The following is a 25,709-nucleotide window of genomic DNA, read 5'->3' as shown; positions in this document are numbered from 1 at the left end:
CTATCTCCGGTTCCGTCAGAGCGCCTCGGCGCCCGAAATGATTTCGATCAGTTCCTTGGTGATCGCGGCCTGACGCGAGCGGTTATACTCGATGGTCAGGCGGTCGATCATCTCGCCGGCGTTGCGGGTGGCGCTGTCCATCGCGGACATTCGCGCCCCCTGCTCGGACGCGCCGTTTTCCAACAGCGCCGTGAATATCTGGGTCGCCACGCCGCGCGGCAGCAGGTCGGCCAGGATCTCTTCTTCCGAGGGCTCGTATTCATAGACGGTCGAAAGGCCGGCCTCGGCGCCCTCTTCCGCGTCGAATTTCGCCGGTATCACCTGCTGCGCGGTCGGCACCTGGCTGATGACCGACACGAAGCGGTTGTAGAAGATCGTCGCCACGTCGAACTCGCCCGCGTCGAACCGCTTCAGCAGATCCTTGGCGATGCTCTGGGCGCTGTCATAGCCGATCCGCTTGACGCCGCTCAGGTCGACATGGCCGACCAGCAGGTTGCCATAGTCGCGCTTCAGCTGCTCGCGGCCCTTCTTGCCGACGGTCAGAACCTTGACGGTCTTGCCCTCGGCCTTCAGCGCCTCGATCTTGGTGCGGGCCAGCCGCACGATGGTCGAGTTGAAGCCACCGCACAAGCCACGCTCGGCGGTCATCACCACCAGCATGTGCACGCGGTCCTCGCCGGTGCCGGCCAGAAGCCGCGGCGCACCGTCCGAGCCGCGCACCGAGGCCGCAAGCCCGGCCATGACCGCGTTCATCCGCTCGGCATAGGGCCGGGCGGCCTCGGCGGCCTCCTGGGCGCGGCGCAGCTTGGCCGCGGCGACCATCTGCATCGCCTTGGTGATCTTCCGCGTCGACTTGACGCTTCCGATCCGGTTCTTCAGATCCTTGAGGCTGGGCATGTGTTCTCTCCCCCGCCCCGCGCTTACGCGAAGTCTTTCGCGTACTCGTCCAGCGCGGCCTTGATCTTCTCTTCCAACTCGCCCTTCACCTTGCGGTCATTCTGGGTGATGTCGTCGAGAAGCGCCTTGTGGGTGGTGCGCAGATGCTTCAGCAGACCTTCCTCGAACCGGCCCACGTCGGCCAGCTTGATGTTGTCCAGATAGCCCTTGGTGCCGGCGTAGATGACGCAGACGATCTCGGCGTTGGTCAGCGGCGCGTATTGCGGCTGCTTCATCAGCTCGGTCAGGCGCGCGCCGCGGTTCAGCAGCTTCTGGGTCGCGGCGTCAAGGTCCGATCCGAACTGCGCGAAGGCCGCCATCTCGCGGTATTGCGCCAGTTCCAGCTTCACCGGGCCGGCGACCGACTTCATCGCGTCGGTCTGCGCCGAGGAACCCACGCGCGACACCGACAGACCGGTGTTCACGGCCGGACGGATGCCCTGGTAGAACAGTTCGGTCTCCAGGAAGATCTGGCCGTCGGTGATCGAGATCACGTTGGTCGGGATGAAGGCCGACACGTCACCGCCCTGGGTCTCGATGATCGGCAGCGCCGTCAACGAGCCCGAGCCGTTTTCCTCGTTCAGCTTCGAGGAACGCTCGAGCAGGCGGGAATGCAGGTAGAACACGTCGCCCGGATAGGCCTCGCGCCCCGGCGGACGGCGCAGCAGCAGCGACATCTGGCGATAGGCCACCGCCTGCTTCGACAGGTCATCGTAGACGATCAGCGCATGGCGGCCGTTGTCGCGGAAATATTCGGCGATCGCGGTGGCCGAATAGGGCGCCAGGAACTGCATCGGCGCCGGGTCCGAGGCGGTGGCGGCGACGACGATCGTGTAGTCGATCGCGCCGGTTTCCTCGAGCTTCTTGACCAGCTGCGCCACGGTCGAGCGCTTCTGGCCGATCGCGACATAGATGCAATACAGCTTCTTCGACTCGTCGTCGCCGGCGGCGTCGTTGTAGGATTTCTGGTTCAGGATCGCGTCCAGCGCCACCGCGGTCTTGCCGGTCTGGCGGTCACCGATGATCAGTTCGCGCTGGCCGCGGCCGATCGGGATCATCGCGTCGACCGATTTCAGGCCGGTGGCCATCGGTTCATGCACCGACTTCCGCGGAATGATGCCGGGCGCCTTCACGTCGGCCACGCGCCGCTCGGACGCGGCGATCGGCCCCTTGCCGTCGATCGGGTTGCCAAGGCCATCGACCACGCGGCCCAGCAGGCCGTCGCCCGCGGGTACGTCCACGATCGACTTGGTGCGCTTGACCGTGTCGCCTTCCTTGATGTCCTGGTCCGAGCCGAAGATCACCACGCCGACGTTGTCGACCTCGAGGTTCAGCGCCATGCCGCGGATACCGCCGGGGAATTCGACCATCTCGCCCGCCTGGACGTTGTCGAGGCCGTGAACCCGCGCGATACCGTCACCGACCGACAGCACCCGCCCGACTTCCGCGACCTCGGCTTCCTTGCCGAAGTTCTTGATCTGCTCCTTGAGGATCGCAGAAATCTCAGCTGCTTGGATACCCATTATCCGACCTCTTTCATTGCGTTCTGTAGGGAGGTGAGCTTCGCGCGGACCGAGGTGTCGATCATCTTCGAGCCCACCTTAACGACGAGACCGCCGATGAGGCTTTCATCGACGGTGGTTTCCAGTTTGATATCCTTGCCGATCTTCGCCTTGAGCGTCTCCACCAGCTTGTCGGACTGGGCCTTGGTCAGCTTGGTGGCGGCGCGCACCTCGGCCACGACCTCGCCCTTCTCATCGGCGATGCGGGCGCGCAATTGCGCGATCAGATGCGGCAGCACGAACAGGCGGCGATTCCCGGCCATCAGGCCCAGCGCATGGACGGTCAGCTCGGCCAGGCCCATCTTCTGCGCGACCGCCGAGATCGCCGCGGCCTGCTGCGGCCGGGTGTAGACCGGCGACGAGATCAGGTCGCGCAGATCGGCGCTGGCCTTCAGCGCCGCATCCAGCGCGTCCACGTCGCCTTCCAGTTTCGTCAGAGACTTTTCTTCGCGGGCCAGTTCGAAAATGGCCGTCGCATACCGCGCGGCGATACCGGACGAGATCGAGGCTGGTTCGGACACGTTTAACCTTCCGCTGTCTTGGCCCCGCCCCGCAGTAACCCATCCCGGTGCCTGTCCGGGCGCGTGTCGCGCGATGCAGTAGCCTCCCCAAGATACACGCCGTGCATGTATCCTCAAATCCGGCGTGGGTTTAGCAGAGGTAACACAGCCTCGCAACCACATTGCTCACGAGCCGGTGAGCACCTGACACATGTTTTACAAGGGAAAAGCCACCCCTCACGCGACTGCGACGGCAAGTCGCTGCCGGCGGGCATGGAATCGGCTTCCGCGTGGCCGGCACGAGCCCCCGTGGGGGGGCGAGTCGCTCTCGGCACGCGCCCGGCCCGGCGCGGGCGATCAGACCGGCTTCACGCCCGGGGCAGGCATCCCCTCCAGCGCCTTGAGCGGCCGGCGAACCACCGCGCCGAGCCCCGGTTTCGTTGGGGCAAAGGCCTGCTTCGACACCTCAAGCATCAACACCCCGCCGGCACGCCACGGGATGCGCCGCCCGACCCGTTCCCAGATCGGGGCGGTGCGCAGCCAGAAGCGTTTCTGCGACGGCGGCGCGTAAAGCGCCGAAAGATGCCGCTCAGTCGAAAAGCCGTGGCGGCGCAGCTGGGCCTCCAGCTGACTGGCCGAATAGGGCCGGCCGTAGCCAAAGGGTGTGGCATCGCGCCGCGCCCAAAGACCGGCGCGGTTCGGCACGATCACCAGCGCCCGCCCCCCCGGCGCCAGCACCCGCGCGGCCTCTTCCAGCACCGCCGCCGGATTGTCCGAGGTCTCGAGCCCGTGCATCATGATCAGCCGGTCGATCATGCCGGTGGCCAGCGGCCAGGTTTCCTCTTCGCACAGGGCGCATACATTGGGCTGTCCGGCGGGCCAGGGCATCACCCCCTGGGGCGCGGGCATCAGCGCCACCACGCGCCGCGCCTCGGCCAGATAGGGCCGCAACAGCGGCACGGCAAAGCCGAATCCGGCCACGTTCTCGCCCGTCGCGGCGGGCCAAAGACCGGTCACCTGGTCGCGGATCGCCTTCTGCGCCGCCCGACCCAGCCCGGTACGGTAGTAGAAATTGCGCAGGTCGAGCACGTCGAGATGCACTGCCGGTTCCTTTTTCTCACGGCGCGGCCGCGCCACCCGCGCCAGCCCGCACCACGCCGCACGCCCCCGGCTTGCCCCCCGGGGGGATCCGCTCCACATTCAGGGACAGAATACCCAAGCGAAATGGAAACGCCATGGCCCTCGACATCGTCACCATCCCCTGCCTGAAAGACAACTATGCCTATCTGGTGAAGGGCGCGGGCGGGGTGTGCCTGATCGACGCGCCCGAGGCCGGCCCGGTCCGCGCGGCGCTGAAGGCGCGGGGCTGGCGCCTCGACACGCTGCTGATCACCCATCACCACCACGACCATGTCGGCGGCGTCGCGGAATTGCGCGCCGAATACGGCTGCGCCGTGATGGGCCCGAAGGCCGAGGCCGACAAGCTGCCGCCGCTCGACCGCGCGCTGGAAGAGGGCGATCTTGTGGGCGAGGACGAGATGCAGGCCCGGGTGATCGCGGTACCGGGGCATACGCTGGGCCATGTCGCCTTCCACTTTGCCGCGGGACCCGCGGTCTTCACCGCCGACAGCCTGATGGCGGTGGGCTGCGGCCGGGTGTTCGAGGGCACGCCGGAAATGATGTGGGAAAGCCTGTCGAAACTGGCCGCCCTGCCGCCCGAGACGATGGTCTATTCCGGCCATGACTATACGCTTGCGAACGCCAAGTTCGCGCGCACCATCGAACCCGAGAACGCCGAACTGGTCGCGCGCATCGACCGTACCGTTTCCATGCGGGTGCAAAAGCAGCCCACCGCCCAGGCACCACTGTCGGAAGAACTTGCGACCAACCCTTTTCTTCGGGCGGATCGGCCCCATATCAAACGGGCGCTCGGGATGGCCGACGCCCCCGACGCCGAGGTTTTCGCCGAAATCCGGGCCCGCAAGGACCGCTTCTGACCGGCGTGCCGTTACCTGCGGCCCGGCGGTCACATTTTTGGCGTTTGCGGAATATTACCATATTTCGGCGAGAAAAGCCTTGAAGCTGCGGAAATAAAGCCGAACTCTAAATGTATGAGGCAACGGTGAGAGCGGGCCTCGACCCGTCCTCGCCCCGATATGGAGAGGAGCACGCAAAGTGCCGTCATTCTCGACCACGCTCGAACAAGCCATCCACGGGGCGCTTGCCCTGGCCAACGCCCGTCGTCATGAACTCGCCACGCTGGAACATCTGCTTCTGGCGCTGATCGACGAACCCGACGCCGCCAAGGTGATGCAGGCCTGTTCGGTCGATCTCGACGTGCTGCGCAAGACGCTCAACGATTTCATCGACGACGATCTGGCGACGCTGGTGACCGATATCGAAGGGTCCGAGGCCGTGCCGACCGCCGCTTTCCAGCGGGTGATCCAGCGCGCCGCGATCCATGTGCAATCCTCGGGCCGGTCGGAAGTGACCGGCGCCAATGTGCTGGTCGCCATCTTCGCCGAACGCGAATCCAACGCGGCCTATTTCCTGCAAGAACAGGACATGACCCGTTACGACGCGGTCAACTTCATCGCCCATGGCGTGGCCAAGGACCCCGATTTCGGCGAGGCCCGCCCCGTCACCGGCGCCGAGCCGCCGGCCGAAGAGGCGCAGAAGGCCGAAGCCGGCGAGGCCAAGGAATCGGCGCTGGGCAAGTACTGCATCGATCTGAACGCCAAATCGCGCAAGGGCGAGGTCGATCCGCTGATCGGCCGCGAGCACGAGGTCGAGCGCTGCATCCAGGTGCTGTGCCGGCGGCGCAAGAACAACCCGCTTCTGGTGGGTGACCCGGGCGTCGGCAAAACGGCGATCGCGGAAGGCCTGGCCTGGAAGATCGTCAAGGAAGAGGTCCCCGAGGTCTTGGCCGGCGCCACCATATTCTCGCTCGACATGGGCGCGCTCTTGGCCGGCACCCGCTATCGCGGTGATTTCGAGGAACGGCTGAAGGCCGTCATGAAGGAACTGGAGGACCACCCCGACGGGATCCTGTTCATCGACGAGATCCACACGGTGATCGGTGCCGGCGCCACTTCGGGCGGCGCGATGGATGCCTCGAACCTGCTCAAGCCCGCGTTGCAGGGCGGCAAGTTGCGCTGCATGGGCTCGACGACCTACAAGGAGTTCCGCCAGCACTTCGAGAAGGACCGCGCGCTGTCGCGCCGGTTCCAGAAGATCGACGTCAATGAGCCTTCGGTCGAGGACGCGGTGAAGATCCTGCTGGGGCTGAAGCCCTATTTCGAGAAACACCACGACATCCGCTACACCCAGGATGCGATCCGGGCCGCGGTGGATCTGTCGTCGCGTTATATCCATGACCGCAAGCTGCCCGACAAGGCGATCGACGTGATCGACGAGGCCGGCGCGGCCCAGCATCTGGTGGCCGAATCGAAACGCCGCAAGACGATCAGCCCGAAGGAGATCGAGGCCGTGGTGGCCAAGATCGCCCGGATCCCGCCGAAGAACGTCACCAAGGACGACGCCGAGGTGCTGAAGGATCTCGAGACCAGCCTCAAGCGTGTGGTCTTCGGCCAGGACAAGGCGATCGAGGCGCTGGCCTCGGCGATCAAGCTTGCGCGGGCGGGTTTGCGCGAACCGGAAAAGCCGATCGGCAACTACCTGTTCGCCGGCCCCACCGGCGTCGGCAAGACCGAGGTCGCGAACCAGCTGGCCAGCACCCTCGGGGTGGAACTGCTGCGCTTCGACATGTCGGAATACATGGAAAAGCACGCGGTTTCGCGCCTGATCGGCGCGCCCCCGGGTTATGTCGGCTTCGACCAGGGGGGCATGTTGACCGACGGGGTGGATCAGCATCCGCATTGCGTGCTGCTGCTGGACGAGATCGAGAAGGCGCACCCGGATGTCTACAACATCCTCTTGCAGGTGATGGACCACGGCAAGCTGACCGACCACAACGGCCGGACGGTGGATTTCCGCAACGTGATCCTTATCATGACCTCGAACGCGGGCGCCGCCGACATGGCCAAGGCGGCGATCGGCTTCGGCCGCGACCGGCGCGAGGGCGAGGACACGGCAGCGATCGAGCGCACCTTCACGCCCGAGTTCCGCAACCGCCTGGACGCGGTCATCTCCTTCGCGCCGCTGCCGCGTGAGGTGATCTTGCGGGTGGTCGAGAAATTCGTGCTGCAGCTTGAGGCGCAATTGTTCGACCGTGGCGTGAACATCGAACTGACGCCGGAGGCCGCCGACTGGCTGGCCGAAAAGGGCTATGACGACAAGATGGGCGCGCGGCCTCTGGCCAGGGTGATCCAGGAGCACATCAAGAAGCCGCTGGCGGAAGAGCTGCTGTTCGGCAAATTGGTGAAGGGCGGTCTGGTGAAGGTTGGCGTCAAGGATGACGCGATCGCCCTGGAGTTCGAGGAACCCCAAAAGCCGCGGATCACCGGCTCCAAGCCGCCGCTGTTGACCGCCGAATAGACGCGGACAACAGCGACACAAGACAGGCAAACGCCCGGGATTGCCCGGGCGTTTCGCATTTCCGGGGCGGTCGCGCCGGCTCCGGTCCGTGGCACCCCGTGGGTTCATACGCCGTGGCCCCCGGTGGGATATTCGAACCAGAAGGAAGCTGCAGAAGGGCCCCTGCCCGGCCCGGACAGCCGAGGATCGGCGCAGGGCGGCGCCGGCCGCTCCGGTGGCGGACGGCGGGCGGCAGCACACAGCCGCATGGCCCGCGCCGCTACATCTGCGTCAGCTTCAGCTCGATGCGGCGGTTCTGCGCCCGCGCGTCGGGCGTGTCACCCTTGGCGACGGGCTGGTACTGGCCGAAGCCCGCCGCGGCCAGATGCTGGGGCGGAAAACCCAGATCGTCGATCATGTAATGCACCACCGACAATGCCCGCGCCTGGCTGAGTTCCCAGTTGTCCCTGTACTGGCCGGTCCCCGACAAGGGCGTCGAATCGGTGAAGCCGTCGACCTCGAGGATCCAGTGGATGTTGGTCGGAATCTCGGCGGCGATGGTCTGCAACGTCCTGGTCACGCCCGCGATCTGCTGCTTGCCCTCGGGCGACAGCGTGGCCGAGGCGGGCTCGAACAGCACCTCGGAGGAAAAGACGAAGCGGTCGCCCACGATCCGCACGCCGGGCTGGCCCTTCAGCACCTGCCGGAGCTTGCCGAAGAACTGCGAACGGTATTGCTCAAGGTTCTGTGCCTTCGCCTCGGCCGCCTTGCGCGCGGCCTCTTCCAGCGCCAGGCGCTGCTTCTCTTCCACCGCGACCCGCGCCAGCGCGGCGTTCAACTGGCTGCCCAGGGTCTGGATCTGCACCTTGTTCTTGGCGTCCTTCACGGCCGAGGCGTCCAGCACCCCCTGCAGGTTCGACAATTGCGTGCGCAAGGCCGCGATCTGTTCGTTCAACAGCGCCACCTTGCGCAGCGCCCCGGCGGATTTCGCCTTCTCGTCCGACAGCGCCTTGTTCGCCGCGGCCAGCAGAACCGCCTTCTGCTGGGCCTCGGTCAACTGCGTCTTGCCCTGCTGCTGGGCCGCCAGCTTCGCCGCCAGAGCCGCCGACAGCTTCGCCGTCAGATCCTTGTTCGAGGCCTGCGCCGTGGCAAGCTTCTGATCCAGCGCCTGGGTCTTGTGCTGCGCCTGGTCCTGCGCCGCCAGCGCCGCCGCCAGCTTGGCGTTCAGATCCTTGCTTGCGGCCTGGGCCCCGGCCAGAAGGGTCAGCGTATCCTCGGCCTTCTTGCGCTGCGCCTCCAGCTCCAGCGTCATCGCCGTCAGCTCGTCTTGCGAATTCTTCAGCTTGTCGCGCAAGAGCTTGGCCGCCGCCGCATCGGCAAGGCGCTGCTTCTCGGCGGCGCTAAGCTGGTCCTTGGCGTCCTTCAGCTTCGCCTGCAACGCCTGGGCTGCCGCGTCCTGGGCCAGCTTCTGCTTCTGTGCCTCGGTCAGGTCGGATTGCAGCTTCGCCACCTGCCCGGCCTGGGCCTGGGACTTGTCCTTCTGGTCCGACAATTCCGCCGCCAGCGCGGCCAGGTTCGTGTCCTTGGTCGCGGTCTGCTTCTTCAGGCTGGCCACCAGCGCCTGCATCGCCTCGGCCCGCGCGGCCGCCAGGCGCGCGGCCTCGGCCTGCGCGTCTATCTCCTTGCGGGCCTTGGCCACGGCCAGATTCAGCGCGTCGCGCTGCGCCTGCACGTCGTTGAGCTTGGCCGCCAGCTGGTCGTTGGCCTTCTGCGCCGATGCCTTGTCGGCCAAGAGCCCCGCCACCCGGGCCTCGAAATCGGTGATCTTGGCCTTTGCCGCGGTCAGGTCGCTTGATTTCGCCGCCAGCTGGCTGCTTAGCGTGGCGATCATCGTCGTCTGCTCATCCGCCTTGCGCTGCGCAGCCGTCAGGGTGTTGGACAATTCTGAATTCTTGCGCTTTTCCAGCCCAAGCGCATCGGCCAGATTCTGGATCTGGGTATTGAGTTGGCCCAACTGGGTGTCTTGCGTGGTAATCGTCTCGCGCAGCACGAACTGCACGATCATGAAGATCGTCAGCACGAAGATCAGCACCATCAGAAGCGAGGTCATCGCGTCGACGAAACCCGGCCAGATCGGGGGGTCTTCGCGGCTGGTTCCCCGCCGAGACAGCCCCATCGCCTAGCCCCGCCCTTCCGCGACGGGGGCGCGTGACAACGCCCGGATCGCCTTGGTCAGCGCCGCCAGATCGCCGCGCAGATCGGTCATGCTTTCCTGTCGCCCGGCCGAAATCTCTTCCAGGATGCGCAGCAGCTGCACGTCGATCGAGCGCAGCCGCATCCGGCTTTCCGCGTCGGCATGAGGATCGGCAAGGGACCCGGATCGCGCGCCGCCGGTCTCGGCCTCGCGGCGCATCAGTTTCAGCATCTCTTCCTGTGCGGCGGCGAGGCGTTCGAACAGGGCGCGCTCGGCACGGCCGGCTTCTGTCGCATCGTTGCGCTCGGCTTCTATGCGGCGCACCAGAACCTCGACCGCGCCGGTGACCGAGGCCAGCCGCGCCGTGGTCTCGGCCCGGCTTTCCTCGGACCGCGCCACAAGGGTTTGCAGGGCCTCCATCTGCTCGGCCATCTGGTCCAGCACCGCCGCCAGCACCGAATGATCGCCCTCCCCCCCGTCCGAGGCCAGGCCCAGCCGGGTGATGGTGGAAAGCCATTCCTCCAGCTGGCGATAGAAGCGGTTCTGCGCCTGGCTGGCGAACAGCTCCAGCAGGCCGACGACAAGCGAGCCGGCCAGCCCCAGCAGCGACGACGAAAACGCCGTCCCCATGCCGCCCAACTGCTTTTGCAGCCCGCCCATCAGATTGCCGAACACCTCGACCGCGCTTTGCCCTTCCTTGGGGGCCAGCGACTGGATCGTCTGCACCACGGCGGGCACGGTTGTCGCCAGGCCCCAGAAGGTGCCCAGAAGGCCCAGGAAGACCAGCAGGTTGATCAGATAGCGGGTGATATCGCGCGCTTCGTCGATACGGGTCGCGACCGAATCGAGGATCGAGGTCGCGGAGGTCGACGAGATCTGCGACCGGGCGCCCCGGGTACGCAGCAGTTGCGCCAGCGGCGCCAGCATCCGGGGCACACGCACGAACTGGTGGCCCGGTATGTGATTGATGAAATCGCCGATCCAGCGCACCGAGGCGAACAGCCGGAACACCTGCAGGAAGCACGATGCCACCCCCACCAGGAAGACGAAGAAGATCAGCCCGTTCAGATAGGGGTTGGCCAGGAACACCCCCGACACCCGTGGCCAGGCGACATAGCCCCCCACCGAAACCAGCCCGACCACGACCAGCATCGTCGTCAACTGGCGCACCGGTTGCTTGAAGAACTGTTCTGCCTCGCCTGCCGGTCTGTCCATCTGGCGGTTTCCGACCCCTTGTCTAGCGGCCATACCCTAGCTGCCCGGTCAGGCCGTGCCAACCGGCAAACAAAGCCGTCGGCGCGCCGTGGCCCAGGTGTCACGCGCCAAGCGCCACACGCGGGGCGCGCGCGCCCGCCCGACGCGGTCGGCGCGGGCACCCGACCGGACATGTGACCATGCGGGTTTCCCCCACGCCTCCCCCGTGCGCCACCCTCGTGCGCTGCTCCACGCCCCCTTGTAACTGCGCCGGGGGCCGAGGTAGGCTCGCGCCATCTCAAGTTGCGAGCACATCATGCTGATCGGCATCCTGCAAACCGGTGAAGCGCCCGAAGCCCTGCGTGGCCAAAGCGGCGACTATCCCACCATGTTTGAACGGCTTCTGGCCGGCCATGGCTTTACCTTCCGCACCTGGCGGGTGATCGACATGGACTTCCCCGAAGGCCCCGGGGCCGCCGATGGCTGGCTGATCACCGGCTCGCGCCACGGCGCATACGAGGATCATCCCTGGATCGCCCCGCTGGAGGATTTCATCCGCGCGGTCCAGGCGGCGCGCGTGCCGATGGTGGGCATCTGCTTCGGCCATCAGATCATCGCCCAGGCATTGGGCGGGAAGGTCGAGAAATTCCCCGGCGGCTGGGCCGTCGGACCGCAGGATTACGATTTCCAGGGCCGCAAGCTCACCCTGAACGCCTGGCATCAGGATCAGGTCACCCGGGCGCCCCAGGGCGCGCGTCAGGTGGGCTCTTCGCCGTTTTGCGCCAATGCCGCCCTGGCCTATGGCGATACGATCTGGACGGTGCAGCCACATCCCGAATTCCGCGACGACTTCGTCAAGGGTTTGATCGAGACGCGCGGCCCCGGCGTCGTGCCCGCGCCGCAGCTGGCCGAGGCAGCCGCCCGCCTGGGCACGCCGATCGACGATCTGTCCATGGCGCGGGACATCGCGGCCTTCTTCACCCAGGCCCGCGCCGCGGCCTGACCTTCACGGATCGGATCCCCCAATGGCGATCACTCAGGACTGGATCGAGAAGCTGCCCGAAGCGGCACGCGACTATATCGCCGAGCGTCGGCTGGACGAGGTCGAATGCATCGTCTCGGACATCGCGGGCGTGGCGCGCGGCAAGGCGATGCCGGCATCGAAATTCACCCGCCAGGACAGCTTCTTCCTGCCGAACTCGATCTTTCTGCAAACCATCACCGGCGAATGGGCCGAGAACCCGGTTGGCGATTTCACCGAACCCGACATGGTTCTGGTGCCCGACTTGACCACCGCCACCGCCGCCCCCTGGACGGCGGACTGGACGCTGCAGATCATCCACGACGCGCAGGACCAGCAGGGCAATCCGGTGCCCTATGCGCCGCGCAACGTCCTGCGCCGGGTCCTGGCGCTGTACGAGGCCCGGGGCTGGCGCCCGGTGATTTCGCCGGAGATGGAATTCTTCCTGGTCGCGCGCAATACCGACCCCAACCAGCCGATCATCCCGCCGATGGGCCGCACCGGCCGCCGGGCTGCGGCGAAACAGGCCTATTCGATGTCGGCGGTGGACGAATACGGCAAGGTGATCGACGACATCTACGATTTCGCCGAGGCCCAGGGATTCGAGATCGACGGCATCCTGCAGGAAGGCGGCGCCGGGCAGATCGAGATCAACCTCAACCACGGCGATCCGGTGCGCCTGGCCGACGAGGTGTTCTACTTCAAGCGCCTCATCCGCGAGGCCGCCCTGCGCCACGACTGCTTCGCCACCTTCATGGCCAAGCCGATCGAGGGCGAGCCGGGCAGCGCCATGCATATCCACCATTCGGTCATCGACATCGCGACCGGCCGGAACATCTTCTCGGATGCCGAGGGCGGCGAGACGCCCGCCTTCCTGCATTTCATCGCCGGGATGCAGCGCCACCTGCCCGCGGTGATCGCGCTGCTGGCGCCCTATGTGAACAGCTATCGCCGCTACGTCCCGGATTTCGCGGCGCCGATCAACCTGGAATGGGGCCGCGACAACCGCACCACCGGCATCCGGGTGCCGATTTCCGGCCCCGAGGCACGGCGGGTCGAAAACCGGCTGGCGGGGATGGATTGCAACCCCTATCTCGGCATCGCGGCGTCGCTGGCCTGCGGCTATCTGGGGCTGAAGGAGGCGCTCGATCCGCGGCCGCAATGCCTGGGGGATGCCTATCTGGGGATCGACGAACTGCCGACGAACCTGGGCGACGCGCTGGATACGATGGCCGCCAGCGCCCCCGTCCGCGACGTGATGGGCCCCGAATTCTGCGCCGTCTACGAATCCGTGAAGCGCAACGAATACAAAGAGTTCCTTCAGGTCATCAGCCCCTGGGAACGCGAACACCTGCTGCTGAACGTATGAACCTGCTGCATGCCAATGACAAAACCGGCGCCTATCCAGGCAGCTGGTACGCCGCGACCGCCACCCCGGCCAGGCCCTACCCGCCGCTCAGGGGGGCCGTGAAGGCCGATGTCTGCATCGTCGGCGCCGGTTTCACCGGGCTTTCGGCGGCGCTGCATCTGGCCAAGGCGGGGCTGGATGTCGTGGTGCTGGAGGCCCACCGCGTGGGCTTCGGCGCTTCGGGGCGCAACGGCGGACAGGTCGGATCGGGCCAACGGCTGGGCCAGGACCGGCTAGAGGCGCAGGTCGGCCGCGACGATGCGCATCGCCTGTGGCAGATGGCCGAGGACGCGAAGCAGCTGATCCGCGACCTGATCGCGGAACACGACATGCCGGTCACCTTCCATAAGGGTGTCGCCGTCGCCTGTCGCCACAAGAGCGAGGTGGCCGAAGCCCACGCCTACGCCGAAAAGCTGGCCCGCGATTACGGCTACGACCGGATCGAGCCGCTGGACCGCGCCGGCATCGCCGATCTGACCGGCTCCGACGCCTATGCCGGCGGCGAGGTCGACCGGGGCGCGGGCCATATCCATCCGCTGAACTTCGCCCTCGGGCTGGCCAGGGCCGCAACCGAGGCCGGCGCCCGGTTCCATGAGCTTAGCGAAGTCACCGGCTTGCACGCCGGCCCGCCGCATCTGGTGCGACTGGACCGCGCCGAGGTTCGGGCCGATCATGTCATCCTGGCCTGCAACGGCTATCTCGGCGGGTTGGAGCCCCGGGTCGCCCGCCGGGTCATGCCGATCAACAATTTCATCGTCGCGACGGAACCGCTGGGCAAACGCTGGGCCGAGATCCTGCCCTCCAACGCGGCCGTCTACGACAGCCGCTTCGTGGTGAATTACTGGCGCCGGTCCGATGACGGCCGGCTGCTGTTCGGCGGCGGCGAAAGCTATGGCTACCGCTTTCCGCGCGACATCGCCGCCACGGTGCGCGGCCCGATGATCGATGTCTATCCGCAGCTGCGCGACCTGCGCATCGACTATGCCTGGGGCGGCACGCTGGGCATCACCAGAACCCGCCTGCCCTGCTTCTACCGGCGCGACCGCACCATCCTGTCGGCCTCGGGCTATTCCGGCCATGGCGTGGCATTGGCCACCATCGCCGGCAAGATCCTGGCCGAAACCGTGGCAGGACAGGCCGGGGATTTCGACCTGATGGCGCGGCTGCCGATGCCCGCATTCCCGGGCGGTCAGATGCTGCGCTATCCGCTGCTGGTCCTGGCGATGAGCTGGTTCGCGCTGCGCGACCGCATCGGCATGTGATCGCCGGCGCGCAAGAATTTACTCGCCACTTCACTGTTACCAACTTACCATATTCCTGAAATCTACTTTCAGAAAAGGTGAAACATGACCCCACCGCCCAACGTCTATGATGCCGAACCGATCCCCGAGGCCGCCCGGGCCGAGATCGAGCGTCTGCTGAGCACGGGCGATCTGTTTCGCTACACCTCTGAAAACGCGCCGGTTTCCCTGCTAGAGGCCGAATTCGCGGAGATGATGGGCACGCGCTATGCGCTGGCGGTGTCGTCGTGCTCGGCGGCGTTGTTCCTGTCGCTCAGGGCGCTGGACCTGCCGGCGGGGGCGCGCGTCCTGATCCCGGCCTTCACCTTCGCCGCGGTGCCTTCGGCCGTGGTCCATGCCGGTTGCGTGCCGGTGCTGGCCGAGGTCGGCGCGAATTTCCGCCTCGATCTGGCCGATTTCGAGGCCAGGCTGGACGACACGATCGCCGCCGTCCTGATCAGCCACATGCGCGGCCATACCTCGGACATGGATGCGATCCTGGACCTGGCCCGGGCGCGCGGCGTGCCGGTGATCGAGGATGCGGCGCATTCGCTGGGGACGCTCTGGCATGGCAAGAAGATCGGCACCCTGGGACGCGTGGGCTGCTTCAGCTTTCAATCCTACAAGCTGGTGAATTCCGGCGAGGGCGGCATCCTGGTGACCGACGACCCCGAGATCGCGGCGCGGGCGATCATCATGTCGGGCGCCTATGAACACAACTGGAGGAAGCATCCGGGGATGCAGAATTCCTTCCATCACTGGCAAAACAAGCTGCCGCTCTACAACATGCGGATGAACAACCTCTCGGCGGTGCTGGTGCGCGCGCAACTGCCCGAGGTGGCGCGGCGGGTGCGCGACGGGCGGGCCAATCACGATTACGTCGCGGATCTTCTGAACGCCTCGCCCTGGCTGTCGGTGCCGCCGGCGCTGGCGCCCGAAACCCGCGCGCCGGATTCGATCCAGTTCAACCTGGTCGGCTTTGGCCATGACGACGAGGCCCGCGCCTTCCAGTCGGCGGCCAAGGCGCGCGGGGTCTCTGTGCAGGTCTTCGGGCTGAGCGAGGACAACGCCCGCGCCTTCTGGAACTGGGAATTCCTGGGCCAGATGCCGGATCTGCCGCAGACCCGTGCGATGCTGATGCGCGCCTGCGACGTGCGCCTGCCCGCACGGCTGACGCGGCCCGATCTCGATTTCATCGCCAACGCGCTGATCGGCGCGGCGCAGGCGGTGAAGACCGAAGCGCGCGCCTACGGCACCTGACGCGGCGACAGCCGTCACAGCACCTGCAATTCGCCCTCCAGCCAGGGCAGGCGGCGCAATGCGGGGGTCACGACCATTTCCTGCAGCAGACCGCGCAGCCGGTCGGCCACCTCGCCGGGCATGTCGCGCAGCACACCGCGGCGGGCGCTCAGCGAAATCCGCCGCGACATCGGCGCGAAGGGCAGCGGCAACACATCCGCGCGGTCGCGGAAGCGTGCCGCATGCAGGTAGCCCAGCGGTGTCAGAATGGTCCAGCCCAGCCCTTCGGACACCATCGCCATGATCGCATGATAGCTGTCCAGTTCGAACCGATGGGCGGGGCGCATCTCTTCATGCGCCAGATGCGCGGCGATCTGGCGGCCCATGGCATGGCGGGCGGAATAGGCGATCAGCGGCAGTGCCTTCAACTGCGCCAGCACATCTCCACCCGGGTCCACCGCGTCGCGCGGTGCGGCAACGACAAAGGGTTCGGACAGCAGGGGGTGTACCTCCATCCAGGCGGCGGCTGGGCCGGTCTCGGCGCAGACCACCATGTCGAGCGCGCGGATGTCGAGCTGGTCGAGCAAGCGGTGGCTGGGCCCGGTCTCCAGCAGGAACTGGCAGCCCTTCAGCTCTTGCGCCATCGCAGCAAGAAGCCGTGGGGTGACGTCGGAATCGAAATCCTCGATCATCCCAAGCCGAAAACGGGTCAATCCCGACAGATCGCCCAGCGCCAGTTCGGACCGCGCCTCGGCCGCCTCGTTGGCGATCACCCGGGCGCGGCGGCAGAACATCTCTCCTGCCGGGGTCAGGCGCAACGGCCGCGCCGAGCGGTCGAAAAGCTCGGCGCCCAGCGCCGCCTCGAGCGCGGCAAGCTGCTGACTGATCCCCGAGACCGACACCCCCAGCCGCTTGGCCGCGGCCGATACCGTGCCCTCGTCGGCGGTGACCAGGAAAACCTCGATCCCCCAAAGCGTCAGCCGCCCCTGCGTCTCGGCCATCTGGGGCTCCTTGCGTCGTTTCGGGGCGCAGGCTAGCCCGGATGCCCCCCCCCGCACAATCGGCTGGGCGGCACGACCCGGCCTCCCGCACAGGCCGCCGTGGCGGGCAGGGCAAGCTGCGCGCCCGGCGCGCTGACGTGCTGGCGCCCCGGGCAGATTGCGCCCGCCGCGACGCCCGGATAGCGTGGCGCCAGTGTCAGTTTGGAAAGGACAGGATCATGCGGGACGATTCGCCCAATTCCTGGGAATCGCGCGCCGACAGCTTTTCGCTTTACGGCTTCACCGATCTGCCTTCGGTCCACGAACGCGGTGCCGTCGTGGTGACCCATGGCAAGGGCCCCTATGTCTACGACGTCCACGGGCGCGAATATCTCGATGCCAATTCCGGCCTGTGGAACATGGTCGCGGGTTTCGACCATCCGGGCCTGGCAGAAGCCGCCAAGGCCCAATACGATCGCTTCCCCGGCTACCACGCCTTCTTCGGCCGGATGTCGGACCAGACCGTGCTGCTAAGCCAGAAGCTGGTCGAGGTCTCGCCCTTCGAGAAGGGCCGCGTGTTCTACACCAACTCGGGCTCCGAGGCGAACGACACGATGGTCAAGATCCTGTGGTTCCTCGGCGCCGCCGAGGGCAACCCGCAGCGGCGCAAGATCATCACCCGGGTGAATTCCTACCACGGCGTCACGGCGGTCTCGGCCTCGATGACCGGCAAGCCCTACAATTCGGTCTTCGGCCTGCCGCTGCCGGGCTTCATCCACGTCGGCTGCCCGCATTACTGGCGCTTCGGCCAGGACGGCGAGACCGAGGAACAGTTCACCGAACGCATGGCGAAGGAACTGGAGGCCACCATCATCAAGGAAGGCCCCGACACGATCGCCGGGTTCTTCGCGGAACCGGTGATGGGCGCGGGCGGGGCGATCCCGCCATCGAAGGGCTATTTCCAGGCCGTGCAAAAGGTGCTGAAGCGCTACAACATCCCGCTGATCGCGGATGAGGTGATCACCGGCTTCGGCCGCACCGGCAACACCTGGGGCTGCGAGACCTATGACTTCACCCCCGACGCGATCATCTCGTCGAAGAACCTGACCGCGGGCTATTTCCCGATGGGCGCGGTGATCCTGGGCCCGGACCTGGCCGACCGCGTGCAGGCCGCCGCCGAAGCGATCGAGGAATTCCCGCATGGCTTCACCGCCTCGGGCCATCCGGTGGGCTGCGCGGTGGCGCTGAAGGCGATCGACGTGATCATGAGCGAGGGCCTGGCCGAGAACGTCCGCACCCTGACGCCGCTGTTCGAGGAAGGCATGGCCCGGCTGGCCGAGAACGCCAATATCGGCGAATGGCGCGGCAAGGGGCTGATGGGCGCGCTGGAAGCGGTGCAGGACAAAGCGACGAAGACGCCATTCGACGGGTCGCTCTCGGTCTCGGAACGCATCGCCAACACCTGCACCGACATGGGGCTGATCTGCCGCCCGCTGGGTCAGGCGGTGGTGCTATGCCCGCCGTTCATCATGACGCCGGCGCAGATGGACGAGATGTTCGACAAGCTGGAAAAGGCGCTGAAGAAGGTCTTCGCAGAGGTCGCCTGAGGCCGCTTTACGGGTGCGCGCCACATCGCGGGCGCGCACCCGGCGCAAGGCGAAGCCCGGGGCCCGCGGGACTACATCTTCGACAGTTTCGACTGCAGCTCTGCCAATTGCTGCTTGATCTTCTTCAGCTCGGCGTCCTTGTCGTCGTCCCCGTCCGCGGCATCGTCCGGCGCGGGACCCGTCGTGCCCCCGGTCCAGCCGCCCATCATGGATTTCAGGAACGCCTCCTGCTGGCGCTGCATCGCCTCGAAGCCGGGCACGCCCGCCATCGGGTTGGGCATGGCGCCGAAATTTTCCATCATCTTCGACTGACCCTCGCGCAGCATCTCGAACGAGGCCGCCAGGAATTGCGGCACCACGCTTTGCGCATTCGTGGTGTAGCTGCGCACCAGATCGTTCAGCACGGTGATCGGCAGCACGCTTTCACCCTTGCTTTCGTGCTCGGCGATGATCTGCAGAAGGTACTGCCGGGTCAGGTCGTCGCCGGATTTCAGATCGACGATCTGCACCTCGCGCCCGGCGCGGATGAATTTGGCGATGTCGTCCAGGGTGACGTAATCGCTGGTCTCGGTATTGTAGAGACGCCGGCTTGCATAGCGCTTGATCAGAAGCGGCTTGTCGCCCTCGGCCATCGCATCCCCCTCCCGGAATTTTTGCACTGACAGCAAAGATTAGGGCAGTGCAGCATAAAAGGAAAGGGCGGACCAACAAGGGCCCGCCCATCCGCGTCGCCCGCCGGCGGGAGGAGGTTCCGGCGTGGGCGCGATCCGCGTGCGCGAATGTCGGCGGTCACTTCGCCGCGGCACTGGCTTTCTTGGCCGCGGCGGTCACGTCCGAAGTCGCCTTCTTGACCGCGGCGGTCGCGTCTTCCTGCATGTCCTTGCCGGCGGCAAGCATCAGCTCGACCGTCTCCATCTGCACCTTCTTCGCCACTTCGGCAAAGGCGGCCAGGTTCTCGGCGGCCATCTCGGCCGAGGCCGAGGCGAACTCGGTCATCGACTTGGTATAGTCGGTCGGCTCGGTCTTGGCCTTCGCCACCTCACCGAACTTGGCCAGGGTGTCCTTGGTCCACTTGTTCGAGATCTCGGCCGATTTCTCGGCGGCGTCGAGCGTGACCTTGGCGATCTTCTCGCCAAAGGTGGCGGTCGACTTGAAGGCGTCCTGGAACGCCGAGGTGTCGATCGGGAAGGCCTGCATCATGTCCTGCATGACCTTGGTGTAGTCTTGGGTCTTGGCAACCATCGGGGAAACTCCTGTGTCTCGATCCTGTCGCGGGCGGCCCGTTCGGGCCAGGTACTGCGGTGTACTGCGGTCCGCGTTTCGTCCTGCACAAGTATATACATGCTGCACTGCAGCATTTCAAGTCATTTCGCTGCGATGCAGCAAAAAGCAAGCCGCCACGCGGGCTTGTCAGGTGCCGGGCTGCGCGGTGACATATGTGCCCGGTGCCGGGGCGAGAATGCCGCCCCCCGAATCGCCCGGGACGCGAGCCTTCACCAGCGCGCCCGAGCGCGGCTTCAGCCAGTCCTGCCAGGCGGGCCACCAGCTGCCCTGGTGAAAGTTGGCAGCCTGCAGCCAATCGCCGGGATCGCCCGCCGGCGGGCCACCGGTGTAGTGGCCGTACTTGTTCTTCGAGGGCGGGTTCACGATCCCGGCGATATGGCCCGACTGCGCCAGGATGAAGCTCTTGTCGGGCGACCCGAACTGCTTGATGCCGTTGAAGATGGATTTCCACGCCGCGATATGGTCGGTCTCGCAGGCCACCGCGCAGACCGGCAGCTTGACATCCGAGATGCGCACCCGTTCGCCGCAGATATCGAAGCCATCGCGCGCGAAGGCGTCTTGCTGACACAGGCCGCGCAGATATTCCATCGCCATCTTGGCAGGCAGGTTGGTGCTGTCGCCGTTCCAATAAAGCAGATCGAAGGCGGGTGGCGCTTCGCCCATCATGTAGCTTCTGATCGCCGGCTGATAGATCAGATCGTTCGAGCGCAGGAAGGAAAAGGTGCGCGACATGTAGAACGACCGCAAAATGCCGTTTTCTTTGACCTCGCGCTCGATCCCGTCGACGAAATCATCCGTCAGGAACACCCCCACCTCGCCCTGATCCGAGAAATCGGTGAGCGTGGTGAAGAAGGTGGCCGATTTCACCGGATTCTTGCGCCGCTTGTCCAGAAGCGCCATGACCAGCGCCAGCGTGGTGCCCGCGATGCAATAACCCACCGCGTTCAGCTTCTTCTCGCCGGTGGCCTCCTTCACCGCGTCGAAGGCGGCAAGATAGCCCTCCTGCACATATTCATCCATGCCGACATCCGCATAGCAGGTGCCGGGATTGACCCAGCTGACCACGAACAGCGTATAGCCCTGATCGACGATCCACTTGATCAGGCTGTTCTTGGGCTTCAGATCGAGGATGTAGAACTTGTTGATCCAGGGCGGAAAGATGATCAGCGGGGTCTTGTGCACCTTCTCGGTCGTGGGCGCGTATTGGATCAGCTCCAGCATCCGATTGCGAAACACCACGCGGCCCGGCGTCGTGGCCAGGTTCTCGCCCACCCTGAAGGCCTCTCGATCAGCCAGCGTCACCAGCAGATCGCCCTGGTTGGCCTCGAGATCGCGGACCAGGTTCTCAAGCCCCTGCACCAGGGACTCGCCATCGGTCTCGACCGCGCGTTCCAGCGCGTCGGGGTTGGTGCCCAGGAAATTCGTCGGCGCCATCATGTCGAGGATCTGACGCGCGAAGTATTCCACCCGCTTGCGATCCCGTGGCACCAGATCGTCAAGCGCCTGCACCGCGTTCTCGACCGCCTCGGAATTCATCAGGTATTGCTGCTTGATGAAGTTGAACCAGGGGTGGGTCTCCCACAGGGGGTTGGAAAACCGCCGGTCCGGGCCGGTCGGATCCGGCGGCGCGGCAAGCTTGCCCTTGACCAGCTGTTCCTGCGCCTCGGCGTAATGCTTCAGGGTCTTGCCCCAGTAGCTGACCTGCTGTTCGATGATCTTCGAGGGGTTCTGGATCATCTCGGCCATATAGGCGGCGGCGGCCTTCATGAAGAGGTCCTGACCGGGACCCTGCAGCGCAGAGGGGATCTGCCTTTGCTGCGCGAGCACGGCGGCCAGACGACGCGACAGTTCATCCACCTTGGAAAGATTGGCATTCAGACGATCCAGGCGGGATGCTGCATCTGCATCATCAGTTGTCATCTTAACTAATCCCCCCTATCGTGTCGCAATGCAGCATATCGCGCGGGCCAAAAGGGCGAAAGCGACGATTGCGCGCGCCAAGGGGCGAGCAGCCTTGGGAAAGGATCCGCAATGAAGAACCTGATGACCTACGATCTGATGGAGACCGCGCGAAATACCAACGAATGGCTGGGCGCCTCGGCCCGTGCGCTGGCCGCCTATCCGATATTCGGCATGGTCCCCAGCCCGATGGTCAACCTGACCGCCGCCTGGGGCGCGGTGACCGAGCGCGCCTTCTCGCGCATGGTGGCAAAGCCCGCCTGGGGCATCCGCACCTTCACCGGCGAAGATGGGCGCGATCACCTGGTCTCGATCGAGACGCTGGTCGACAAGCCGTTCGGCGATCTGATCCATTTCAAGGTGTCCGGCCGCAAGCCGTGCAAACGTCGCATCCTGCTGGTCGCGCCGATGTCGGGCCATTACGCCACGCTGCTGCGCTCGACCGTGAAAAGCCTGATCGTCGACAACGAGGTCTATATCACCGACTGGAAGAACGCCCGCGACATCCCCGTGTCGCTTGGCAAGTTCGACATCGAGGATTATACGCTCTATCTTGTTGATTTTATGCGTTATCTTGGCCCAGACCTGAACGTGATCGCAGTTTGCCAGCCGGCGCCGCTGACACTGGCCGCCACCGCCTATCTGGCCGAGGAAGAGCCCGAGGCCCAGCCCCATACCCTGACCCTGATCGGCGGCCCGATCGACCCCGACGCGGCGGCCACCGAGGTGACCGATTTCGGCCGGCGGGTGACGATGGGGCAGCTGGAACATCTGGCGATCCAGCGCGTGGGGATGAAATACGCCGGCGTCGGCCGGCCGGTCTATCCCGGGCTCATGCAATTGACCTCGTTCATCTCGATGAACGCCGACCGCCACGGCAAGGCCTTCTTCGACCAGATCGTGCGCGAGGCCAAGGGCGAGGCTTCGGAATCCGATGCCCATAACCGCTTTTACGACGAGTATCTGGCCGTGATGGACATGACGGCGGAATTCTATCTTTCCACCGTGGAGCGGATCTTCAAGAACCGCGAGATCGCGCTGAACGAATTCACGGTTGCGGGCAAGCCGGTGGATATCGGCAAGATCACCCGGGTCGCGGTGAAGACTGTCGAGGGCGCGAACGACGACATATCGGCGCCCGGGCAATGCATCGCGGCGCTCGGCCTGTGCACCGGGGTGCCAGAGGCGAAGAAGGCCAGCCATGTCGAGCCCGGCGCGGGCCATTACGGCATTTTCGCCGGCAAGTCCTGGCGCAACAACATCCGCCCGCTGGTGTTGGACTTCATCGACACCCATCAGGGGCTGGGCGGGCCGAAGATGCGCGCGGTCTCGTCCTGAGCGCCGCCCGGGGGCCCTTCCACAGGGCCCCTAGCTGACGCCCTGGTCCAGCCATTCTTCGATGATGTCGGTCACTACGCGGGGCTGTTCCATCGTCGGCAGATGACCGCAAAGCACGATCTCGACGCAGCGCGCCTGCGGCATCAGTTCGGCCATGAAACGGTGGCGGCGCGGCAGGGTGGCGGGATCGTCGGCACCGCAGATCACCAGTGCCGGCAGATTGGCGCGGCGCAGCACGGCCTGCTGATCGGGGCGGCGCTGCATCGCGCGGCTCTGACGCACGAAAGCCCCCTCGCCCAGGGTCAGGGCCATGTCGCGCACCATGTCGTGGATCTCTTGTCGCGCGTCCCCATCGGCGAGCCAGGTCACGGGAAGTTCCTCGTCCACCACGGCGGCCAGTCGCCCTGTCTGCGCGCCGACAATCCGCGGCTCGCGCGCGACGGCCTGGGCTGCGGGTTCGGGCTGCGCCGAAAAGGCGATCAGCACCAGCCGGCTGACCCGATCGGGCGCGCGTCTCAGAATTTCCAAGGCAACATTCGCCCCCAGTCCCTGCCCGGCCAGGGCGAAGCTGGCCGGAAGCCCGGCCAGGATATCCTGGGCCATCTCCTCGATCGAAATGCCGCGACTGGGGGGCGCGCACATCACGGCGCGTCGGGACGAAAGCGCGATCATCTGGTGCCAGACGGCACGCGCATCGCACATCATCCCCGGGATCAGGACAAGGGGTTCCGGCATCGACAGGTCTTTCCGCGCATGTTTCCGCGCCTGCCATCACAGTGTCGCAGAAGATCGCGGGTTACAAGCGTCTGCACGCCGGCTTTGGAGAAGCCGCCTGAAGGGCGGTTCCGAGCGTTGCGCGACCAGCGCCTTCCGTGCCATGATTCAGGCAGCCGGGCGGTCGATGGTCACCTGATTGCGGCCCTCGGCCTTGGCGGCCAGAAGCGCGTGATCGGCACGGTCCAGAAGACTGCGCCCGTCGGTGCCGCCCGGCTGGGTCGGATCACCGATCGCCAGCCCGATCGACAGGGTCACGGTGATTTCGGCGCCGTTCGGCAAGACCGCCGGTGCCGCCTCGATCAGCCGACACAGGCGCTCGGCCAATTGCTGGGCGGTGGGCAGGTCGGCATCGGGAAGCACAACCAGAAATTCCTCGCCGCCGATGCGGGCCAGCAGATCCCCCGCCCGCAGATTTCGGGCCAGACGTTCGGCCACCCGTACCAGGACCTCGTCCCCAGCGGAATGCCCCCAGGTGTCGTTAATCCGCTTGAACCGGTCCAGATCCAGCACCATGACCGCAAAGCGCCGGCCGCTGCTGTCGGCGCGTTCGGCGATCCGCGCAAGATGCGGCAGCGCATAGCGTCGATTGTAAAGCCCGGTCAAAGGATCGGTGACCGCCAGCCGCAATCCCTGGCTGACACAAGCGCGCAGCCGTTCCAGTCGCCGCTTGCGGGCGATCAAATGACCCAGACGCAGCGCGATCTCGCGCGGGTCGAACGGGCCGGTGACGACATCGCCCGCGCCAAGATCCAATGCGATCGCCGCCGCGGCAGGCCCGCCCCGGGGCAGCAGCACCAGGATCGCCGCATGCCGTGTCGCCGCCCGCGAACGCAGTTCCGACATCACGTCGAGCGCCCCCGCCACGCTGCCAAGCCCGGGCCCCACGCTGGCCCCGATCGCCAGGACAAAGACATCGGCGACGGGCCGCCCCGGAACTTCCGAAAGCACGTCGGCGCGGGGCAACAGATCGACCGCCGTGTCAAGTTGCGCGGCCAGCGCGGTGCGCCAGACCACGCCGTCGTCCTGCGCATCGGCGACCAGGGCGACACGTGCTGGCTTTTCGGGGCCGGCGGCGGATTCGGCAAATCCCAATTCGCGGCAGGTATCATCACGCAGCTGCAATTCGGCCTCGATTTCACCCGCGCGCACCAGACTTCGAAGCCGCGCCAGCAGCAACGCCTCGTTCAACGGTCTCGTCAGATAATCGTCCGCCCCCGCCTCCAGCGCGGCCAGGCGGTCCTCTGGGTGGCCCTTGGCGCCCAGCATCACCACCGGCAGCGTGGCAGTCTCGGGATCCGACCGCAGCCTTGCGCAAAATTCAGTGCCGTCCATATCCGGCAAGCTGTGGTCGATCAGCACCACATCCGGCCGCTCGCTGCGCGCCAGCTTCAACCCCGCACCGCCGTCCACGGCCTGCAGGATCGAATAGAAGGCCTGGCCTAGCCGGGCCTTCATCACGATGCGGCTGGTCGCGACACCGTCAACGATCAGGATGCTGCCTGACACCTGCAAGTCCACCCTTGTGTTTACCGCTCTCAGCCGCCAGATTCAGACCGAGAGGTTAAGATTTCCTTTCCAATCACTAAGATTGAACGGAGCACGCCATGATCACGCGCGAAAGCGCCGAGACCCTGGGGCTGCGCGCGCTGGGATGGCTGGCGTCTCAGGACGACCTGCTGCAAACTTTCCTCGGGGCGACCGGAGCCGATGTGTCAGAGATCAGGGAATGCGCGGGGGATCCCTCATTTCTTGGCGCGGTGCTGGATTTCCTGCTGATGGACGATGCCTGGATCATGGCCTTTTGCGATGCCGAGGGGCTGGCCTACGACACCCCCCTCGCGGCCCGCCAGATCCTTCCGGGAGGGGCGCAGACCCATTGGACATAGGGGATGGCGGCGCCGGAACAGCACATGGCGCACCCAGCTTGCCAAGCCCGAGGGCGCATGTCAGTTTC

Annotated in this window: 21 protein-coding genes; 9 read left to right on the top strand and 12 right to left on the bottom strand. The window is 66.0% G+C overall.

The features are described from left to right. Positions 1–15: 15 nt before the first annotated feature. The 4 genes from BLV97_RS03860 to BLV97_RS03845 form a co-directional block, all read right to left on the bottom strand. Positions 16–897 carry a F0F1 ATP synthase subunit gamma gene (locus BLV97_RS03860; RefSeq protein ID WP_035842149.1) on the bottom strand — a complete coding sequence of 294 codons (882 nt, stop codon included), beginning with the start codon at positions 895–897 and terminating at the stop codon, positions 16–18. 23 nt (positions 898–920) lie between these two features. Beyond that, a complete protein-coding gene (gene atpA / locus BLV97_RS03855; RefSeq protein WP_035842146.1) occupies positions 921–2,459 on the bottom strand; it encodes a F0F1 ATP synthase subunit alpha in 1,539 nt (512 codons plus the stop codon). Then, positions 2,459–3,019: a F0F1 ATP synthase subunit delta gene (locus BLV97_RS03850; protein ID WP_035842143.1), complete on the bottom strand. Its 561-nt coding sequence runs from the start codon at positions 3,017–3,019 to the stop codon at positions 2,459–2,461. The genes atpA and BLV97_RS03850 overlap by 1 nt, the downstream gene beginning before the upstream one ends. A gap of 336 nt (positions 3,020–3,355) precedes the next feature. Beyond that, a complete protein-coding gene (locus BLV97_RS03845) occupies positions 3,356–4,099 on the bottom strand; it encodes a class I SAM-dependent methyltransferase (protein WP_035842141.1) in 744 nt (247 codons plus the stop codon). Between the two features lie 134 nt (positions 4,100–4,233). Between BLV97_RS03845 and gloB the strand changes: the two genes are divergently transcribed. After that, positions 4,234–4,995, top strand: a complete 762-nt coding sequence (gloB, locus tag BLV97_RS03840) for a hydroxyacylglutathione hydrolase (protein WP_035842139.1) — start codon at positions 4,234–4,236, stop codon at positions 4,993–4,995. Between the two features lie 178 nt (positions 4,996–5,173). Further along, the gene (gene clpA, locus BLV97_RS03835; RefSeq protein ID WP_035842135.1) at positions 5,174–7,495 is read left to right on the top strand and encodes an ATP-dependent Clp protease ATP-binding subunit ClpA; all 2,322 of its coding nucleotides are present in this window, start codon (positions 5,174–5,176) and stop codon (positions 7,493–7,495) included. Positions 7,496–7,754: 259 nt separating this feature from the next. On the opposite strand, the gene BLV97_RS03830 is transcribed toward clpA, so the two are convergent. Both BLV97_RS03830 and BLV97_RS03825 read right to left on the bottom strand, forming a co-directional pair. After that, complete coding sequence (locus BLV97_RS03830; protein WP_035842126.1) at positions 7,755–9,650, bottom strand: peptidoglycan -binding protein; 1,896 nt, start codon at positions 9,648–9,650, stop codon at positions 7,755–7,757. 3 nt (positions 9,651–9,653) lie between these two features. Next, entirely contained in the window at positions 9,654–10,883 is a 1,230-nt protein-coding gene (locus BLV97_RS03825) for a hypothetical protein (protein ID WP_035842123.1), read from the bottom strand. A gap of 295 nt (positions 10,884–11,178) precedes the next feature. Here BLV97_RS03825 and BLV97_RS03820 point away from each other — a divergent pair, with 295 nt between their 5' ends. From BLV97_RS03820 to BLV97_RS03805, 4 genes are all read left to right on the top strand, one after another. Further along, positions 11,179–11,865 (top strand): type 1 glutamine amidotransferase, encoded by a 687-nt coding sequence (locus BLV97_RS03820; RefSeq protein WP_035842120.1) that lies wholly within the window; start codon positions 11,179–11,181, stop codon positions 11,863–11,865. A gap of 22 nt (positions 11,866–11,887) precedes the next feature. Further along, positions 11,888–13,252 carry a glutamine synthetase family protein gene (locus tag BLV97_RS03815; RefSeq protein ID WP_035842117.1) on the top strand — a complete coding sequence of 455 codons (1,365 nt, stop codon included), beginning with the start codon at positions 11,888–11,890 and terminating at the stop codon, positions 13,250–13,252. After that, a complete protein-coding gene (locus BLV97_RS03810; RefSeq protein ID WP_035842114.1) occupies positions 13,249–14,553 on the top strand; it encodes an NAD(P)/FAD-dependent oxidoreductase in 1,305 nt (434 codons plus the stop codon). The genes BLV97_RS03815 and BLV97_RS03810 overlap by 4 nt, the downstream gene beginning before the upstream one ends. 84 nt (positions 14,554–14,637) lie before the next feature. Continuing rightward, positions 14,638–15,831 carry a DegT/DnrJ/EryC1/StrS family aminotransferase gene (locus BLV97_RS03805; protein WP_035842111.1) on the top strand — a complete coding sequence of 398 codons (1,194 nt, stop codon included), beginning with the start codon at positions 14,638–14,640 and terminating at the stop codon, positions 15,829–15,831. A gap of 14 nt (positions 15,832–15,845) precedes the next feature. Here the strand turns inward: BLV97_RS03805 and BLV97_RS03800 are convergent, their stop codons facing one another. Beyond that, a complete protein-coding gene (locus tag BLV97_RS03800; RefSeq protein WP_035842109.1) occupies positions 15,846–16,811 on the bottom strand; it encodes a LysR family transcriptional regulator in 966 nt (321 codons plus the stop codon). A gap of 218 nt (positions 16,812–17,029) precedes the next feature. On the opposite strand from BLV97_RS03800, the gene BLV97_RS03795 reads away from it, so the two are divergent. Further along, on the top strand, positions 17,030–18,397 hold the full coding sequence (locus BLV97_RS03795) for an aminotransferase (protein WP_035842106.1): 1,368 nt from the start codon (positions 17,030–17,032) through the stop codon (positions 18,395–18,397). Positions 18,398–18,468: 71 nt separating this feature from the next. On the opposite strand, the gene phaR is transcribed toward BLV97_RS03795, so the two are convergent. The 3 genes from phaR to phaC form a co-directional block, all read right to left on the bottom strand. Next, positions 18,469–19,029, bottom strand: coding sequence for a polyhydroxyalkanoate synthesis repressor PhaR (gene phaR / locus BLV97_RS03790; protein WP_035842103.1), 561 nt, complete (start codon positions 19,027–19,029; stop codon positions 18,469–18,471). 157 nt (positions 19,030–19,186) lie between these two features. After that, positions 19,187–19,639, bottom strand: coding sequence for a phasin family protein (locus BLV97_RS03785; RefSeq protein WP_035842100.1), 453 nt, complete (start codon positions 19,637–19,639; stop codon positions 19,187–19,189). Positions 19,640–19,807: 168 nt separating this feature from the next. Next, positions 19,808–21,601 (bottom strand): class I poly(R)-hydroxyalkanoic acid synthase, encoded by a 1,794-nt coding sequence (phaC, locus tag BLV97_RS03780; protein ID WP_035842097.1) that lies wholly within the window; start codon positions 21,599–21,601, stop codon positions 19,808–19,810. Positions 21,602–21,712: 111 nt separating this feature from the next. Here phaC and phaZ point away from each other — a divergent pair, with 111 nt between their 5' ends. Then, positions 21,713–22,978, top strand: coding sequence for a polyhydroxyalkanoate depolymerase (gene phaZ / locus BLV97_RS03775; protein WP_035842095.1), 1,266 nt, complete (start codon positions 21,713–21,715; stop codon positions 22,976–22,978). A gap of 30 nt (positions 22,979–23,008) precedes the next feature. Here phaZ and BLV97_RS03770 read toward each other — a convergent pair whose 3' ends face one another. Then, positions 23,009–23,713, bottom strand: a complete 705-nt coding sequence (locus BLV97_RS03770) for an alpha/beta fold hydrolase (RefSeq protein ID WP_035842092.1) — start codon at positions 23,711–23,713, stop codon at positions 23,009–23,011. 147 nt (positions 23,714–23,860) lie between these two features. Further along, entirely contained in the window at positions 23,861–25,261 is a 1,401-nt protein-coding gene (locus tag BLV97_RS03765) for a diguanylate cyclase domain-containing protein (RefSeq protein WP_035842185.1), read from the bottom strand. 98 nt (positions 25,262–25,359) lie between these two features. Here BLV97_RS03765 and BLV97_RS03760 point away from each other — a divergent pair, with 98 nt between their 5' ends. Further along, positions 25,360–25,641: a DUF3572 domain-containing protein gene (locus BLV97_RS03760; RefSeq protein WP_035842089.1), complete on the top strand. Its 282-nt coding sequence runs from the start codon at positions 25,360–25,362 to the stop codon at positions 25,639–25,641. Positions 25,642–25,709: the final 68 nt, after the last annotated feature.

Origin of the sequence: Allgaiera indica (genome assembly GCF_900106675.1) — a bacterium.
In the GTDB taxonomy this organism is placed as follows: domain Bacteria; phylum Pseudomonadota; class Alphaproteobacteria; order Rhodobacterales; family Rhodobacteraceae; genus Acidimangrovimonas; species Acidimangrovimonas indica.
The sequence above is the reverse complement of the archived record's forward strand: the minus strand, read 5'-3'. Positions and strand labels throughout refer to the sequence as shown.